Origin of the sequence: Sorangium sp. So ce394, from assembly GCF_051474665.1 — a bacterium.
GTDB classification, from domain to species: Bacteria; Myxococcota_A; Polyangia; order Polyangiales; family Polyangiaceae; genus Sorangium; species Sorangium cellulosum_D.
In genome coordinates this window covers 10,775,300-10,790,733 of the sequence record NZ_CP150339.1, presented here as the reverse complement: position 1 = coordinate 10,790,733, position 15,434 = coordinate 10,775,300, and the positions used below count along the sequence as shown (strand labels likewise).

Genomic DNA, 15,434 nt, shown 5'->3' with positions numbered 1-15,434 from the left:
CACGAGCGCGCCCGGCGAGCGCAATCCCGCGCTCTCGCGCGCCGCGCTCGCATCACCCTGTCGCCTCGCCGATCAGGCCGCGGGCGGAGAGCTCTTCGGCGCCAGGATCAGCAGGGGGATCGGGCGGACCTCCGGCGAGGGCCGGAGCGCGTCGAGGCAGAGCACCTCCAGCAGGGTGGCCTCCGCCACCCGGTGAACCGGCGCGCCGAGCTGGCCGCGCAGCGCGAACGCGTCGCAGTGATCGTCGTCGAGGTGGCGCAGCGCGCCTTGCTCGGCGGCCTCATCGCCGGGGCCGGGCGCCGGCCCTTCTGCCTGCTGCGGCGCTGCGGTCTCGGCGCGCGGCGCGGCGCGGGCGGCGCCGGAAGCGCGGGCGGCGCCCACGGCGTGGCCGGTGTGGACCAGCGCGCCCACGTGGACCAGCTCGCCGTGCTCGCAGCGGGCGTGCCGGACGAAGAGCGCGTGCGTCAGGCTGCAGAGCTGCGCGAGCAGCGCGAGCAGCACCAGGCCGCGCGCGCTGGAGCCCGCGCGAGGGCGCGCCCGTCGCGGGAGCGGCCGCCGCGGCCGCGGCGCGCGCGCCCTCGCGCCGGCGCCGCGGCGATGCCTCACGGCGACCTCGACCAGACGAGCTCGGGCGGGCTCTGCGCCGTCATGGCGATCACCAGCGCGTTGTGCGCGCGCGATCCCGGCGCGATCACCGCCCGGAGCGTTCCGCCGTCGCCGGCGCCCTCGCCGCCAGCGCCCTCGCCGCCAGCGCCCTCGCCGCCGGCGCCGTTACCGGCAGCCTCCTCGGCCAGCGCGTCGAAGTCGACCCGGGCGACCCACGCGCCCACGTCGAAGCGGACCGCGAGGCGCACCGCCTCGGCGCCGACCGTCGCCGCGGCCGCGACGCTCGGGACCGCGCGCTGCCCCTGGAACTGCGGCACCGCGTCGACGTCGGCCACGAACTCGAGCACGTCCGCGCCCCGCGTCGCGCGCCCGCGCAGGTGCGCCGAGTGGCCGCCGGGCGCCTCGGGCGACCGCACCGGCGCGGCCTCGGTCAGGAACCAGTGGATCCCATAGTCGAACGACGCGCTCCGGATCTCCCCCTCGAAGCCGCGGACCCGACCGAGCCGCTGCGGCCCGGGATCGAGCAGGTCGACGCGCACGATCGAGAGCAGCTCGGCGATGGCGGTGCCGCAGAGCGTCGCCGAGCCCGACTCGGCCGCGCAGAACTGCACCGGTCCGAACGCGACCGACGCCTCGTCGAGCACCACCGTCCAGGCGCCCGCGGCGATCTCGCCGGGCGGCGCGGGCTCGGCGACCGCGAGATACGAGACCTCCGGCTGGCCGGTGCCCGCGCAGCCGAGCGCCGGCGCCGCGGAGAGCGCGAGGGCGAGCATGCAGCGGGCGGCCAGGCGGTCGTTGCGGGCGTTCATAGCGAGAGCGTCACGTTGCCGAGGAGGGTGAGCGGCGGCCCCGCGCTGATGTGGCGCGCCGGCAGCGCCGACGGCAGCGGCGTGGTCTGCCAGTTCGAGACGAACGAGTACTCCGTGTCCGCGTGCTCGGCGTCGAGGAGGTTCTGCGCCTCCAGGCCGACCTCGATCCAGGGGCCCTCCTGCGCCGGGTCGCCGCCCGCGCGCAGGCTACGGCGGAGCGAGAGCGACGCGTCCATCACGAGGAGCGGCGCGGCGGCCTGCGCGTACGGCAGCGGCCGCGGCGAGAGGTACGTCGCGCCGTAGCCGAGCCGCCCCACGATCGGCCGGCCGGCGATCGTGACGAGCGGCCGCTTCACCGAGAGGTCGGCGCGCACCACCACGGGCGGCACGAACGGCAGCTGCTGCCCCTCGACGTACGGCGGCGTCGGGTTCTCGGGCGTCGGCGGCGGCGGCGCGTCCAGCGTGGCGTGGGCGAAGGTCGCGCTCACGCCCGCGGTCAGCGCCGGGCTCGGCGCCGCCTGCAGGTAGACGACGAGCCCGCGGCGGGTCGTCGGGCCGATGCGCGCGAGGCCGCCCTCCGCCGCGTCGAACGCGAGATCGTAGGAGAGGCGCGTCTCGTAGGCGGCCGCGGTCGCGCTCAGGCCGCTGACGGGGCGCAGGGTCGCGCCGACCTCGTAGCTCCTCACGGTCGCGAACGGCGCGTTCTCGCCCTCCTCGAGCTGCCGCGCCTGCGGGGAGCGGTAGCCGTGGCCGTACGCGGCGGAGAGCCGCAGCTTGGGCAGCGGGTCGACCTCCAGCGTGGCCCGCGGGCCGAGCGCGACGCCCGCCGCCGTGCGCCGGAACCCCTCGATGTGCGTCTCCTTCTGGAACGCCGGGATGAAGTTGCCGAGGCGGTCGTCCACGTCGAAGACGAGCACGTCCGCGCGCGCGCCGCCGCGCAGGCGCGCCCACCGCGACAGCTCGAGCAGCGCGTCGGCGTGGACGCCGATCCCGGTCAACCGGATCGACGCGTCGACGCGCCGGTCCCACGTCTCGTTCTGCGGCGGCTGGAGGAGGTTCTGCGCCTGGTCGATGCCGTCGGTCTGCGCCTCGGCCCCGACGGCGATCTGGCCGGTGAGCCACGAGGCGAGCGGGATCCGCGGCGTGCGGTAGGCGAGGCCCCCGCCGAGCGCGGCGTCCTCGTTCGACTGCTCGATGAGATCGCCGCGGCCGGCCCACGCGGGCCGCACGCGCGAGCGCTGCGTGTAGCCGGTGAAGTTCATCCGGCTCCGGTACCCGGACGTCATCGCCCAGAGCCAGGCGCTCTTCTGCGAGCCGTCGTCGTCCGCCCGCTCGGCGAGGAGCCCGACCTGGAGCCGCGTCGACGCGGCCGACTGCGAGCGAGCCGACGGGTCGCGGTACGTGTCGTAGAAGCCGACGCGCCCCGCCGCGATGTCGTCCCGCCGGAGCACGCCCGCGAGGTTCGCGCGGCTGCCGTGGGCCGCCACGTGGAGCAGCAGCGAGAACTCGTCCGGCAGGACCATCCGGTACTGGCCCACGGCGGCGCCCGAGAGCGCCCCGCGCGTGCCGTCGCCGAAGCCGTCCGTGGCGCGCACCGCCGCGGCCCCGAACGTGTCCTCCGACTGCGCCTCCGGCGCCCAGATCGCGAGCAGCCGCCGCGCGCCGAACGAGCCGAGCGTGCCCTTGAGCAGGAGCCCGCGCTCCTCGACGCCGAGGTCGAAGTACGCGCTGCCCGCGACCGCGAAGTCGCCCTGCTGCGGGTCGTAGACGCCCTCGACGACGCGCAGCGACCGCACCACCTCCGGGATGACCACGTTGAGGTCCGCGTACCCCTGCCCGTGGACGTGCGAGCGCTGGTTCAGCGGGATCGGCCCGACCCGGAGCTCGATGTCCTGGCCGTGCTCGGCGTCGAAGCCGCGGAGGAAGATGCGCTGCGCGACCGCCTCGCCCTCGGGGTGCGCGACGTGGACGCCGGGCGCCGTGCGGAGCAGGTCGGCGGCGCTCGCGTGCGGCGCGGCGGTGAGCGCCGCGCGGCCGATCCGGAAGTCGCTCGTCGCGCGCCGCGGCGGGTTCGGGCGGCCCTGCACGTGGATCTCGATCGGCTTGCCGGGCTCGGCCACGGCGTGCGGGCCCGCGACGCCCCCGGCGAACTCCACCGGCTTCGGCGCCGGCGGCGCGGGCGGCGGGGGCGCCGCCGGAGCGTCGGGCGTCGCGGGCGCCGGCTCGGGCGGCGCCTCGTGGGGGCCGGGCGCGAAATGGAACGGCACCCGGATCCGCGCCCGCACCGGCGCGCCGCCGCGCATCGCCGGCGAGAAGCGCCACCGCCGCACGGCGCTCATGGCCGCCTCGTCGAAGCCGGCGCCGCCGGACTCGGCCACGGCCGCGTCGCTGACAGTGCCGTCCTTCTCGACCGTGACGAACAGCGTGACCGTCGTGTCGACGCCCTCGGCGAGCCGCTCGGGCGGGTACACCGGGTCCACGTGCTCGAGGATCTGCGGCGCCACGGCCGCGTCGGGCGGCGGCTCGGGCTGCGCGAGCGCCGCCGGCGCGGCCAGCGCGGCGAGCGCGTGGGTCGACAGGCAGCAGGCGAAGAGCCAGCGGGGCGCGCGCATGGGCACTTGAGCCCCAGGCGACTACCACGGCGCACAGCGGCGCCGCAAGCGACGCCCCGCTGCGCCCGGCGCCTCGGAGCGGGCGCGAGCGACGGCGACGGATGCGCACGGAAGAGGCCGCGAACGACGGCGACACGACGGCGGCGAAACGGCGGACGAATCGCGCAGGGCGCGCGTGTGCGAGCGACGGCGACGGACGCGCGACGGACGCGCGCGGCGCGCCGGCGGTGCAGCGGCGGCCTCCCCGCGGGGCGCCGGCCCGTGTATCGTCTCGTCATGGCGAATGAGGCGCTCGTTCAGGCGGTCAAGTCCATCGTCACCCACGCGCGTGGGGGCAATCTCGACGCTGCCTACCGGGGTTACCGCGATCTCTTCCAGAAGCCGGAGTTTCTCAAGCACCGGCCCGAGGACCAGCGGCAGGTCCTGCGGCTCATGATCCTCGCCAAGGGCGTCCCGTCGACGCCGACCGAGGCGATGATCGAGGCCCACCGCGCCGCGGTGCCCGCGTTGACCGAGCTCGTCTCGATCCACGGCGATCCCGGCGATCACGAGCTCCTCGGGCTCTGCCACGTGGTGCTCGGCAACCTCGAGAGCGCCGACAAGATCTTCCGCGCCGGCCTCGCGATCGAGCGCGAGCGCAACCCGCAGAGCGATCTTTGCGGCACGCTGATGAAGCGCATCTCGCTGCTCTAGCCCCTGGCGGCGTCCGTCCTGTTAGGATGCCCCCTGGGCGCCGGCACTGCGCGCCGTCGGGGAGTCCATGTACGTCATTGCGGTCGCGAGCCAGAAGGGCGGCGTGGGGAAGACCACGATATCCCTCAACCTGGGGCTCGCCCTTGCGCGCGCGGGTCACCGCGCGCTGATCCTCGAGCTCGACGCCCAGGGGAGCCTCGGGCTGTCGCTGGGGCTCGCCGACCGCGCGCGACCGGGCGTGGCGGAGCTGCTCACGGGCGCCGAGCGCCTCGAGTCGGTGCTGCTCCGGACGCGCGATCCGCAGCTCCAGGTGCTCACGGTCGGCCGGGTCGACCCCACGACGGTCCCGGGCTTCGAGGACGCGCTCGCCCGCGGGCCCGTGCTCCCGAGCGTGCTCGCGAGGATCGCGCCGGATTTCGACCTCGTGGTCGTGGACTGCCCCGCGGGGCTCGGCAAGGTCACGACGCGCGCGCTCGAGGTCGCGACGCACGCGCTCCTGCCGCTCCAGGCCGAGCCGCTCGCGCTCCGGTCGGTCGGCCAGCTGCTCGCGGTGATCGATCGCGTCCGCGCCGAGAAGAACCCGCGGCTCTCGCTGCTCGGCATGGTGCTGTCGATGTTCGATCGGCAGGCGCCCGCGTCGCTCGACGTCGCCGAGGCGCTCTGGACCCGGTTCCCCGACGGGATCATCCTCGATACCGTCATCCCGCGCGACGAGGCGTTCCTCGAGGCGTCCCTGCGCGGGGCGCCGCTCCTGCTCATGCAGAAGCGGCCTCCGCCGCTCGCGCGCGTCTTCGACCAGCTCGCGAACGACGTGCTGGTTCGCCTGGAGCCCACCTCGCCGGACGATGACGATGGCCCGATCTCGCTCCTCCTTTGACCTCGACGGCGCCGTCCTCACCGCGGCGGCGCTCGTCAAGCAGCCGAAGCCGCGGAAGCGGCAGGCGCCGCCTTTCGCCCCCGCGGGCGCGCCGCTCGTGTCGTTCGACTCGCGGCCGCCGCCGACCGCGCGCGCGGACGTGGAGCCGGTGTCCGCGGCGCCGCTGTCGCCGTCGTTCGAGGAGCTCGCGCCGTCGAGCGACCTCTCGCCGATGTCGAGCGTGGGCGCCGGCGGCGCGCTCGGCCTGCGCAGCGCGCTGCCCCCGTCGGCCGACGACGGCGACGCGCGGCAGGCGCTCGACCTGCCGTCGCCCGCCTCGTCGGCGTCGTTCGTGGCGGCGCGCGAGCCGCTCGCGGACCGGCTCGACCTCGCCGTCGAGGCGCTCGCGGCGGGGCGCGCGGCGCCGCGCTTCCCGGACCTCGCCGCGGCGGGCGGGCCGCTCGCGCGCTGCGAGAAGGTGGTCGAGTGGATCGCCGAGGCGACCGGCGCCACCGACGTCTTCCTCGCGGACGCGGCCGGCCTCCCGTTCGCCGGCGCGATCCGCGACACCGAGGCGCGGCTCGCCGCCTCGGGCCTCATCGCGTCGGCGATCGGCTCGCTCGTGGCGGCGCTGCCGGGCGCGCCGTCGCAGCGGTTCGAGCTGTGCGTCGGCGACGGGCCGTTCTTCCAGCTCATCGGGTTCCAGGCGCGCTCGGCCGCGTACATCGTCGGCCTGATGCGCGCGGTCCCGCTCATGCCGCGCGAGGCGCACGCCGTCCGCATCGCGTGCCGGCACGCGCTCGACGCCGCGGTCGGGGTCGTCGGGTGAGCGAGGAGTACGGCGAGGCCTCGCTCGACCGTGAGGTCGCGGCCGTCGCGGGCGCGCTGGACGACGACGATCCGCTCGCGCCGATCGCGCTCGACAGCATCGGCTACGGCGTCGACGGCCTCGACGCGATCGTCGTGTTCCACCTCAGCGACGCGCGCGTCCACGCCCTGTTCGTCCGCGAGGGCGCGGCCCTCTCGCCGGGCGACGTCGCCGCGGGGCTCCGCGACGCGTACCTCGGGAGCCAGCTCGCCGCGCAGCGGCTCGTCCCGGAGCGCGAGGCGTCGGCCCGCTCGAGCCGCGGCCGCGGCGCGCGGTCGTCGAGCAAGCCGCCGGGCTCGCACGGCCGCGGGGAGGAGCTGCCGGACCCGGTGGTCACCCTGGAGCTGAGCGGCCGGACCGTCCTCTTGCGCCGCGTCCGCGCGTGCGTGGTCGCGAGCCTGTTCGACGCCACGATGCCGCTCGGCATGGCGCGGCTCGTGGCGCAGCGGCTGGCCGCGTCGCTCGCGCCCGAGCTGCCGCTCGAGGAGCCGCCCGAGGAGATGCTGAGCGACCCGCCGGGGCTGTTCGAGGAGGCGCTCAGCGCGGACACGGTGGACGATCTCGTGCGGGGCGTCGCGCGCTCCGCCCCGCCGCGGGGCTCGTCGAGCATCCCGGCGCGCCGGACCGGGGGGACGCCGCCGCCGGCGGACCCGCCGTCGGCCGAGGCCGCGCGGATCGAGCGGCTGCTCGCGCTGCTCGAGGCTCGCGCGCCGGAGCCGCACGTCGCGCGGCTGCGGCTCGCCCTGCGCGCGGGGCTGACGCCGCTCGCGCTCGATCACCCTGGCGAGCTGGGTGCGGAGGCGACGGTGCTCATCGAGACGGCGGTGGCGGACATCCTGGGCCTGGAGCGCGCCGCGCTGCGGAGGCTCCTGTGACGGCGCTCCGGCGCGGCCTGCGGGGCCGCATCGACGGGCCGCTCGGCGATCTGCTCGGGCCGATCGCGCCGCACTGCCTGCTCCACGTGGCGGACCAGCTGGTGATCGCGCACTCGCACCACTTCGCGCTCTTCCTGGAGCAGACGATCTTCGACGCGCTCGGCGGCGAGAGCCGCGGCGTGCGCCGGCAGGCGGCGTTCGAGGCGGCGCACGCGCTGCTCGGCCCGCTGTACGCGGCGCGCCACGGCGCCTCGCCGGAGGAGAAGCTCGAGCTCGCGGCCGAGCTGTTCGCGGCGATGGGGCAGGGGCGCCTGCGCTTCGAGCTGAGCGCCGAGGGCGGCGCGGTGCAGGCGGAGGCGCTCTTCCACGGCACGAGCTTCCACGCGAAGTACGGCGGTCGGATCCAGAACCGGCTGGCCGTGGACGCGTTCGCGTCTGGCTACTGTTCGGCGGCGGCGAGCCTCGCGTTCCCGTCGGACTGGGGTCGGCTCGACGCCGAGGAGGTGACGTGCGTCGCGCGGGGCGATGCGGCCTGCACCTTCCTGCTGGCGCGGCGCTCGGAGCGGCCGCGCTTCGGCGAGGCGCTGACGCGCAAGGTGGTCGAGTCGGCGCGGGTGAGCTGGGAGCCCGAGAGCGGCCCCGAGGCGCGGGCGCAGCGCACGGGGGACGCGATGCTGGAGGAGCTCGGGGCGCAGCGGTCGGACGAGCGCGGGCTCATCTCGGCGTACGGCGTGAACCTGGCGCTCTTGCCGGTGGGGTACATCGATCAGAAGACGTTCGACACGGTGCACCTCATCGAGCGGCGGTCTCCGGAGCTGGTCCCGGTGTTCGAGGCGCTGGTGCGGGAGGCGGCGCAGACGGGCGCGTTCCATCTGCTCGGGGGGATGCTCGCGTCGGCGTCGTTCGAGGCGATGTGCGGTCCGGTGGGCCGGGATCAGCACGGGCGCCTGGAGCAGCTGCTCGGGCTCGCCCGCGCGCTCGGGTGGGGGGCGCTCTCCGCGCCCGAGTTCCAGCCGGGCCGGGTGCTGGTGTTGCGGGCGCCGATCACGCACGAGAGCGCGTATTACGCGATGAAGCACGGGTCCACGGCGCGGCCGCGGCTCCTGTTCCAGCAGGGGACGGCGCTCGCGATCATGCAGCTGCTGCACCGCGTGGATTTCGGGACGGAGCGGCCGATCGACGCGGAGACGTACGGGGGGTTGTTCAAGATCGGGACGCGGTTCCGGGTGCAGGAGACGAAGTCGCCGCTGCGGGGGGACGACGCGTGCGAGGTGCGGGTGGAGGCGATCGAGGACCGGTGGTGATGGCGGCTCGCGCGGCGCGCGGCGCTGGCTGAATGGAGCAGAGGACGTCGCGCCTCGGCGGGCTGGAGCGGTATTTCGCTGGGACTGAGACACCGTCCTCCGTCTCTCGTCCCCGTCTGCCGTCTCCGTCTTCCGTCTCCGTCTCTCGTCTTTGCTCTTCCGTGCGCGTGCGCGCTGATTCCGGGGAATCGCGCCTGCGCACGCGCACGAAGGACGCGCACGAAGACGGAAGACGGGGACGAGAGACGGGGACGAGAGACGGAAGACGGTGAACGGTGTCTCGGTCGCAGCCGAGAACCGCTCTGGAACACCGCTCTCGATGACCGACCGAGAAATGAAACGCCAAGAACGCCACGATAGAGAACAAGATCTCGGCGTCCCTGGTGCCTTGGCGGCTCGACTTTCTGCTCCGTTGTATGCCGCCCGGGCCGCGTCGTCCCGGCAGAGCGCTCCGGCGCGCGCGCCCGCAGCGGCTGCGGAGCAAGGACGCGCGCGGGCGCGCGTCGACCCGATATGCTATACGCGCCATTGAAGATGAGCCTTGCTGTGTCAGGTCTTCCTCTATCGCTAGCCTTCCTTCTCTCGGCGCTCGCGCTCGCCGCGTGCACCGCGACCCCCGAGATCATCGGGAAAACCATCGACCTCTCCGGGACGGGGGGCGGCTCCTCCGGGACCGGCCTGGGCGGCGACTTCTCGCCGGCCGGCGGCGGCTCCTTCCCGGGCGCGTCCTCCTCGAGCGGCGGGCAAGCCGGCTGCGCGCCGCGGCTCGAAGGGGTGGTGCGCGATTTCAAGGCCTTCGACACGCCCGGCGGGCACCCGGACTTCGAGCACTTCGAGGGCACGGGGTTGCCGGGGCTCGTCGAGCCCGTGCTCGGCCCTGACCAGAAGCCGGTGTACGCCCACGCGGGGGCCACGGAGTACACGACCGGGCCCGAGTACTTCGATCAATGGTTCCGGGACGTCCCGAGGGTCAACCGTTCGATCCGGTTCGTCGTCCCCCTCGACGTGAGCGATGGCGAGTTTCGTCTCTTCTCCAGCAGGGAGTTCTTCCCCATCGACGGCAAAGGCTGGGGCAACCAGGACAGGGACCATAATTACGGCTTCACGTTCGAGCTCCACATGAATTTCAGGTACAGGGGCGGGGACGACTTCATCTTCGGCGGCGACGACGACATCTGGGTGTTCATCAACAATCAGCTGGTGATGGATCTCGGCGGGGTCCACGGCGCCATGTTCGACACCCTCGATCTCGACGCGATGGCCGAGGATCTCGGCCTCGATCTCGGGAAGGACTACCCGCTCGACATCTTCTTCGCGGAGCGCCGCAGCGGCGGATCGACGTTCATGATCTCGACGCTCAAGTACACGAACTGCGAGCCGATCATCCTGTAGCGGCAGGGCCGCCGCCGGCAGCACCGGAGCACCTCGGCGAGATCGATCTCGCCGAGCGGCGGCGCGGGGCTGGGCTCCTCGTCCCTCCGTGCACGCGCCCAGCGCGGCGTCGGGTGACGCTGGCCCCCGGCGATGTGGTAGATTGCGCCGCCTGCACGTCCGATCCGCGGAAGCGTTCCGAACGCAGAGCACGTCGACGCGAGGCTGGAAGGAAGCAGATGACGCCGATCCTCTTCAGAAACGTGACGGTCGTGGACGGCACGGGCGCGCCGCCGTATCGCGGTGAGGTCCTGATCGAGGGCAACCGGATCCAGGCGATCTCCCGGACGGCGGGGGCGCTGTCCGCGCCCGGCGCCGAGGTGATCGACGGCGGAGGCGCTGCCCTGATGCCGGGCATGGTCGAGGCCCACGCGCACCCGAGCTTCGCCAACACGTCGGACCTCGCGTCGCTCGGCGATATCCCGCCGGAGGAGCACACGCTGCTCACGATGAAGCACGCGCGCGTGCTCCTGGATCACGGCTTCACGAGCATCCTGAGCGCCGCGTCGGCGAAGCCGCGGCTCGACGTCGTGATCCGCAACGCCATCAACGCCGGGGAGATCCCGGGGCCGCGCATGCTCGCCGCCTCGCCGGAGATGACGGTCACCGGCGGCCTCGGCGACGTCCGGCTCCACCACCTCCACCGCGAGAGCTTCGCGCTCATCGCCGACGGACCGGACGAGTTCCGCCGGGCCGCGCGCCATTTCGTCCGCGAGGGGGTCGATACCCTCAAGATCAACCCCTCGGGCGACGAGTTCGTGCCGAGCGCCAGGGCGATGCACACCGTCATGAACGAGGCCGAGGTGGCCGCCGTCTGCGAGGTGGCGCGCTCGCGCGGCAAGCGCGTCGCCGGCCACGCGCGCAGCGCCGAGAGCGTGAAGATGTGCCTGCGCAACGGCGTCGAGATCCTCTATCACGCGACCCTCTCGGACGCCGAGGCGCTCGACATGCTCGAGGCCGCGAAGGACAGGATCTTCGTCGCGCCGACGCTCGGCATCACCTACACGTCGCTCCACGAGGCGAAGGATTACGGCGTCACGCCTCCCCCGGACGTGGCGCGCGCGCTCGAGGTCGAGCTCTCGCTCGGCTGCGAGAACATGAAGGCGCTGCGCCGGCGCGGGGTCCGCATCCTGCCGGGCGGCGATTACGGCTTCACCTGGAACCCGATCGGCCGGAACGCGCGCGATCTCCAGCACTTCGTCGACCTGCTCGGCTATACGCCGATGGACGCGATCGTCGCGGCGACCCGGCTCGGGGCGCAGCTCATGATGATGGGCGACGAGCTCGGGCAGGTCAGGGAGGGGTTCCTCGCCGATCTGCTGCTCGTCGACGGGGATCCGTCGAAGGACGTTCGAATCCTGCAGGACAGCGGCCGGCTGCTCGCGATCATGAAGGACGGCCAGCTCCACAAGCGACCGCCCGCCGCGCGGGGCGCTTACGCGATCGCGGCGGAGTGACCGCCCGCCGGCGCCGCGCGGCGGTCCGGCTCCCCGGCGGGCGGCGCGGCGCTCGCTCGCGCCGCCGGTGGGCTCAGTGGGCGGCCGCCTGTCGTTGCGGCCTCGCGTTCCACACGCGCGTCGCCAGCGCGAAGCCGACGAGGGCGACGGGGAGCATGGCGACGGGCCATGGCATCCAGTTCCCCGGGTCCTTCGCCGCGTCGCCCGAGGGCAGGATGCTGGCGTAGAGGAACGACTGCGCCGCCGTGCCCAGATAGACGAAGCCGTCGATGATGCCTGTCGCGACGCCGGCGTTCTTCTTTCCGCCGAAGTCCATGCTCGCGGTCCCGGAGAGCATGCCGTGGACGCCGATCACGCACAGGGACATGAACACGACGGTCCACCCCGCGATGGGCAGGCTCAGCGTGAAGATGACGATCACCGCGCCGATCACGAGCCCTGCGTACAGCACGGAGGCCACGGGGCCGCGGCGCGACTCGAACACGTGGTCCGAGATGAAGCCGGCGAAGACGCCGCCCAGGATGCCGGCGATGCAGAGGAGCACGCCCCAGTGCGTCGACACGAAGCCCTTGAGGCCGGTCTTGTCGGCGAAGATGAGGTACCACTTCATGACGGCGTTGCGGAGGAAGCCGCTGCAGAACTCGATGGCGACGATGATCCAGATGACTCTTTGCGAGAACATGCGCCGCGCGACCTCGATCGCGCCGAGGCGCTCGCCGGTGTCGCCCGAGGAAGCGTCGGCCGTATCGAAGTCCTGGAAGCCCGCCTGGCCAGGCGTGTCGCGGATGACGAAGAAGTCGAGCACGAGGAAGCCGAGCAGCAGCAGGGCGGGGACGTAGAAGACCCACGGCATCGGCAGGTGTTTGGCGATGAATCGACTCCAGTCGTAGGCGAAATAGAGCCCCAGCGAGATAAGGATACCGAAGACGCCGCCGAGCATCCCGCGCTCGCGGACGTGGAACCAGGGCGCGTTCACCTTGACGATGGATACGGCGCCGAAGCTCTGGAAGTACATGTTGCCGGCGAAGAGCGCGGTCATGGCGGTGACGGCCGCGTCGTGGCCGAGCTGTCCATCCTGGGCGAGGCGGACGGCGCCCCCCATGAGCAGGTTCATGAGCGCGGAGCCGCCCGCGGCGAGCAGGATGGTGGCGCGCCCGCCCCACCGGTCGGTGAGCGGCCCGTTCAGCAGGAAGGCGACCCCGTAGACGGTCGAGCCCCAGCCGTCGATGTTCCCGAACTCCTGCTTGCTGACGAGCTGCATCGCGTCGAGCGCGGACGCGTTGGCGGAGAAGTTGTACCGCCCCATGTAGAGGAAGGCGTAGGTGAGCCCGAGCGGAAACCAGTTGAAGAGCCGCCGGCGCTTGAACTCCTCCGAGTGTCCGAGGTCGATCTTCGGCAGCCGCCGCATGACGACCGCGATGGCCGCGAGCAGCAGAAGGATCGGCAGCAGCTGATTGAGCCAAGCAGGCATGGATCGCCCTCCGGCCGCCGACGATAACGGCCCCCCGCACCAGCGGCTACGCCTTCGCGCCCGCCCGCTTCACCGAGAGCCGCCGCACGAACAGCCGTCGCTCTCCAGCAAACCACCACTCTCCAGCAAGCCGCCGCGCAGCGCCTCCTTGGCGGCCTCGAGCCGCCGGAGGGGGCAGGGAGCGCGTGCGGCGCGCGTGGGGACGGGCCGATGTCTGAGCACGCGCCCTGGGCCTTACCCGCAGGGTAAGGTTCAGGGCGCGTGCGAGTCCGGCGGGGCCCCGCGCGCGCCGCACGCGCTCCCTGCCCCCTCCGGCGGCCCCTGCGGTTCAGATCCCCGCTGCCCCCCGGATCACCCCCCGCGCCCGCGGAAAATCGCGTGCCGGAAGTAGTTGATCTGGCTCTTGGCGAACTCCTTGGCCGCGTCCAGCCGGTCCCCGTCGCGCGACGAGCTCCGGATCAGGAGCTCCCCGTTCTCGTAGAGCTCCCGCGTCTTGCTCCGCTGGAGCTTCCCGCTCGACGTCTTCGGCAGCACGCCTGCCCCGACCGCCACCACGTCGTCGACCGTGAGCCCCATGGCCTGCTGCACCACGCGGCGCACCTCGCCTCTCAGCGATTGCTTCTCCTGCTCGTCCGACGCCGTCGTCTCGAACACGATGACCACCCGCTCGCGGTCGTTGTGCGGCTTCATCGTCCCGAACGCGATCACGTTCCCCTTCCGGACCCCGGCGACGCGGCTCGCCTCCCACTCGAGATCCTGCGGGTAGTAGTTGCGCCCGTTGACGATGATGACCTCCTTCGAGCGCCCGCAGATATAGACCTTGCCCTCCGCGAGGTACCCGAGATCGCCCGTCCGCAGCCAGCCGCCCGCGAACGCCTCCTTCGTCAGGTCCGGCTCGTTGAAGTACCCGGGCATCACGCTCGGCCCCCGCAGCCGCAGCTCCCCGACCTCGCGGTCGCCGAGCGGGCGCGCGCTCTCCGCGTCGTCCGACGCGAACACCGCGATCTCGTGCCCCTCGAACGCCGACCCGCACTGCACGAGCGACGACGCCCCGTCGCTCTCGGCCGGCACGGGCACCGCCTTGCCCTCCTTCCAGAGCGTCTCGCCGTCCACCGCGTCGGTCTGCAGCCCGGTCCCGAGCGCGCTGAACGACACCGCCAGCGTGCTCTCGGCCATGCCGTACGAGCAGACGAACGCCTTCTCGTCGAACCCGACCGGCGCGAACTTCTCGGCGAACGCGCGCAGGTTGTCCGCCCGGATCGGCTCGGCGCCGCAGCCGGCGACCCGCCACGTCGACAGGTCGAGCCCCGCCATCTCCTGCTCCCGGATCCGCTTCACGCAGAGCGCGTAGGCGAAGTTCGGCCCGAACGACACGTTGCCCCGGTGGCGCGTGATCGTCTCCAGCCAGCGCACCGGCCGCTTCAGGAACAGGAGCGGGGGCAGGAACGTCACCGTGTTCACGTGGTAGAGCGGCGCGATCACGAAGCCGATGAGCCCCATGTCGTGGTAGAGCGGCAGCCACGACACGCCGGTGTCCACCGACTCGCGCACCGCCAGCCCGAGCTCCACGATCGCCCGCACGTTCGCGGCCAGGTTCGCGTGCGTGAGCACCACGCCCTTCGGCCGCGACGTCGAGCCGCTCGTGAACTGCAGGAAGCACACGTCGTCGAGCTCGACCTTCACCGGCTTGAGCTCCTCGCGCGAGCCCCGGATGCCCTCCACCGCCACGATCTGCTGGAGCTCCGGCGCCTGCGCCTGGATCGTGCCGAGCATGCGCTTGATCTCGCCGCTCGTGAGCAGGACCTTGGCCCCGCTCTTCGCGACGATGTGCAGCGTGTTCTCGAGGTAGCCGGTCAGCTTGCCGAGGCCCGTCGGCGGGTAGATGGGCACCGGGATGACGCCCGCGCGGATCGCGCCCAGGAAGGCGAAGATGAAGTCGGCGTTGTCCGGCAGGATCAACGCGACGCGATCGCCCTTCTCCAGCCCGAGCGCCTGGAGCGCGCCGCCGATGCGCGCGCTCGCCCGCTCGATGCCGCCGTGCGTGAAGAACGGCTCGTTCTCGCTCGACTCCTCGATGAAGCGATAGCCCGTCTTCGTGCTCGCCGCTGCGTCCTCGATCGCCTGTGCGACCGTCCGCGCTTTCCAAACAGCCGTCATCCCGAGAGCCTTCCTTCGTTCTTGAGCCGGAGCTCGATGGCCTTGACGACGTCGGCGACCGTGTCGACCTCGCGCAACATGTCGTCGGGGATCGAGAGGTCGAACTTATCCTCCATATCCGCGACGATCTCCATCACCCCGAGCGAGTCGAGGCTGAGATCGGCGACGAGATGGCTCGACTCCTCGATCTTCACCTCGCCGGCCGTGTGTCCCTCCAGGAGCTGGATGATCTCTGCCCGCAATGTCTCCCGTGTCCACGTCATCATACGGTCCTACCCCAACTGCGGCGTGGCGA

13 protein-coding genes are annotated in these 15,434 nt (G+C 73.1%); 7 read left to right on the top strand and 6 right to left on the bottom strand.

Annotated elements, in window-relative coordinates; all coding sequences use genetic code 11:
- Positions 1-72: 72 nt before the first annotated feature.
- Genes WMF33_RS39870 through WMF33_RS39860 form a run of 3 tightly spaced genes read right to left on the bottom strand, consistent with a single transcriptional unit; the run spans position 73 to position 4,027 of the window.
- Positions 73-606, bottom strand: coding sequence for a hypothetical protein (locus WMF33_RS39870; RefSeq protein ID WP_437333501.1), 534 nt, complete (start codon positions 604-606; stop codon positions 73-75).
- Positions 603-1,415 (bottom strand): hypothetical protein, encoded by an 813-nt coding sequence (locus WMF33_RS39865; RefSeq protein WP_437333500.1) that lies wholly within the window; start codon positions 1,413-1,415, stop codon positions 603-605. The genes WMF33_RS39870 and WMF33_RS39865 overlap by 4 nt, the downstream gene beginning before the upstream one ends.
- The gene (locus WMF33_RS39860; RefSeq protein WP_437333499.1) at positions 1,412-4,027 is read right to left on the bottom strand and encodes a TonB family protein; all 2,616 of its coding nucleotides are present in this window, start codon (positions 4,025-4,027) and stop codon (positions 1,412-1,414) included. Before WMF33_RS39860 ends, WMF33_RS39865 begins: the two co-directional genes overlap by 4 nt.
- A gap of 276 nt (positions 4,028-4,303) precedes the next feature.
- On the opposite strand from WMF33_RS39860, the gene WMF33_RS39855 reads away from it, so the two are divergent.
- The 7 genes from WMF33_RS39855 to WMF33_RS39825 all read left to right on the top strand — a co-directional run bounded on the left by WMF33_RS39855 (position 4,304) and on the right by WMF33_RS39825 (position 11,511).
- Complete coding sequence (locus WMF33_RS39855) at positions 4,304-4,720, top strand: hypothetical protein (RefSeq protein WP_129579198.1); 417 nt, start codon at positions 4,304-4,306, stop codon at positions 4,718-4,720.
- 67 nt (positions 4,721-4,787) lie between these two features.
- Positions 4,788-5,597 carry a ParA family protein gene (locus WMF33_RS39850; protein ID WP_020740128.1) on the top strand — a complete coding sequence of 270 codons (810 nt, stop codon included), beginning with the start codon at positions 4,788-4,790 and terminating at the stop codon, positions 5,595-5,597.
- A complete protein-coding gene (locus tag WMF33_RS39845; protein WP_437333498.1) occupies positions 5,572-6,405 on the top strand; it encodes a hypothetical protein in 834 nt (277 codons plus the stop codon). Before WMF33_RS39850 ends, WMF33_RS39845 begins: the two co-directional genes overlap by 26 nt.
- Positions 6,402-7,319, top strand: a complete 918-nt coding sequence (locus tag WMF33_RS39840) for a hypothetical protein (RefSeq protein WP_437333497.1) — start codon at positions 6,402-6,404, stop codon at positions 7,317-7,319. Before WMF33_RS39845 ends, WMF33_RS39840 begins: the two co-directional genes overlap by 4 nt.
- On the top strand, positions 7,316-8,623 hold the full coding sequence (locus tag WMF33_RS39835) for a hypothetical protein (protein WP_437333496.1): 1,308 nt from the start codon (positions 7,316-7,318) through the stop codon (positions 8,621-8,623). The genes WMF33_RS39840 and WMF33_RS39835 overlap by 4 nt, the downstream gene beginning before the upstream one ends.
- Before the next feature lie 534 nt (positions 8,624-9,157).
- Positions 9,158-10,015, top strand: a complete 858-nt coding sequence (locus WMF33_RS39830) for a fibro-slime domain-containing protein (RefSeq protein ID WP_437333495.1) — start codon at positions 9,158-9,160, stop codon at positions 10,013-10,015.
- 218 nt (positions 10,016-10,233) lie between these two features.
- Positions 10,234-11,511 carry an amidohydrolase family protein gene (locus WMF33_RS39825; RefSeq protein ID WP_437333494.1) on the top strand — a complete coding sequence of 426 codons (1,278 nt, stop codon included), beginning with the start codon at positions 10,234-10,236 and terminating at the stop codon, positions 11,509-11,511.
- 73 nt (positions 11,512-11,584) lie between these two features.
- Here WMF33_RS39825 and WMF33_RS39820 read toward each other — a convergent pair whose 3' ends face one another.
- The 3 genes from WMF33_RS39820 to WMF33_RS39810 all read right to left on the bottom strand — a co-directional run bounded on the left by WMF33_RS39820 (position 11,585) and on the right by WMF33_RS39810 (position 15,402).
- The gene (locus WMF33_RS39820) at positions 11,585-12,982 is read right to left on the bottom strand and encodes an MFS transporter (RefSeq protein ID WP_061629145.1); all 1,398 of its coding nucleotides are present in this window, start codon (positions 12,980-12,982) and stop codon (positions 11,585-11,587) included.
- Between the two features lie 351 nt (positions 12,983-13,333).
- Complete coding sequence (locus WMF33_RS39815; RefSeq protein WP_437333493.1) at positions 13,334-15,139, bottom strand: fatty acyl-AMP ligase; 1,806 nt, start codon at positions 15,137-15,139, stop codon at positions 13,334-13,336.
- Positions 15,136-15,402, bottom strand: coding sequence for an acyl carrier protein (locus tag WMF33_RS39810; protein ID WP_012239660.1), 267 nt, complete (start codon positions 15,400-15,402; stop codon positions 15,136-15,138). Before WMF33_RS39810 ends, WMF33_RS39815 begins: the two co-directional genes overlap by 4 nt.
- Positions 15,403-15,434: the final 32 nt, after the last annotated feature.

Bases quoted from the DNA above. Each gene is read 5' to 3' on its own strand.
- WMF33_RS39855 (WP_129579198.1), top strand. From the start codon at position 4,304: ATGGCGAATGAGGCGCTCGTTCAGGCGGTCAAGTCCATCGTCACCCAC.
- WMF33_RS39860 (WP_437333499.1), bottom strand. From the start codon at position 4,027: ATGCGCGCGCCCCGCTGGCTCTTCGCCTGCTGCCTGTCGACCCACGCG.
- WMF33_RS39810 (WP_012239660.1), bottom strand. From the start codon at position 15,402: ATGACGTGGACACGGGAGACATTGCGGGCAGAGATCATCCAGCTCCTG.
- WMF33_RS39825 (WP_437333494.1), top strand. From the start codon at position 10,234: ATGACGCCGATCCTCTTCAGAAACGTGACGGTCGTGGACGGCACGGGC.
- WMF33_RS39850 (WP_020740128.1), top strand. From the start codon at position 4,788: ATGTACGTCATTGCGGTCGCGAGCCAGAAGGGCGGCGTGGGGAAGACC.
- WMF33_RS39830 (WP_437333495.1), top strand. From the start codon at position 9,158: ATGAGCCTTGCTGTGTCAGGTCTTCCTCTATCGCTAGCCTTCCTTCTC.
- WMF33_RS39815 (WP_437333493.1), bottom strand. From the start codon at position 15,139: ATGACGGCTGTTTGGAAAGCGCGGACGGTCGCACAGGCGATCGAGGAC.
- WMF33_RS39820 (WP_061629145.1), bottom strand. From the start codon at position 12,982: ATGCCTGCTTGGCTCAATCAGCTGCTGCCGATCCTTCTGCTGCTCGCG.
- WMF33_RS39865 (WP_437333500.1), bottom strand. From the start codon at position 1,415: ATGAACGCCCGCAACGACCGCCTGGCCGCCCGCTGCATGCTCGCCCTC.
- WMF33_RS39845 (WP_437333498.1), top strand. From the start codon at position 5,572: ATGGCCCGATCTCGCTCCTCCTTTGACCTCGACGGCGCCGTCCTCACC.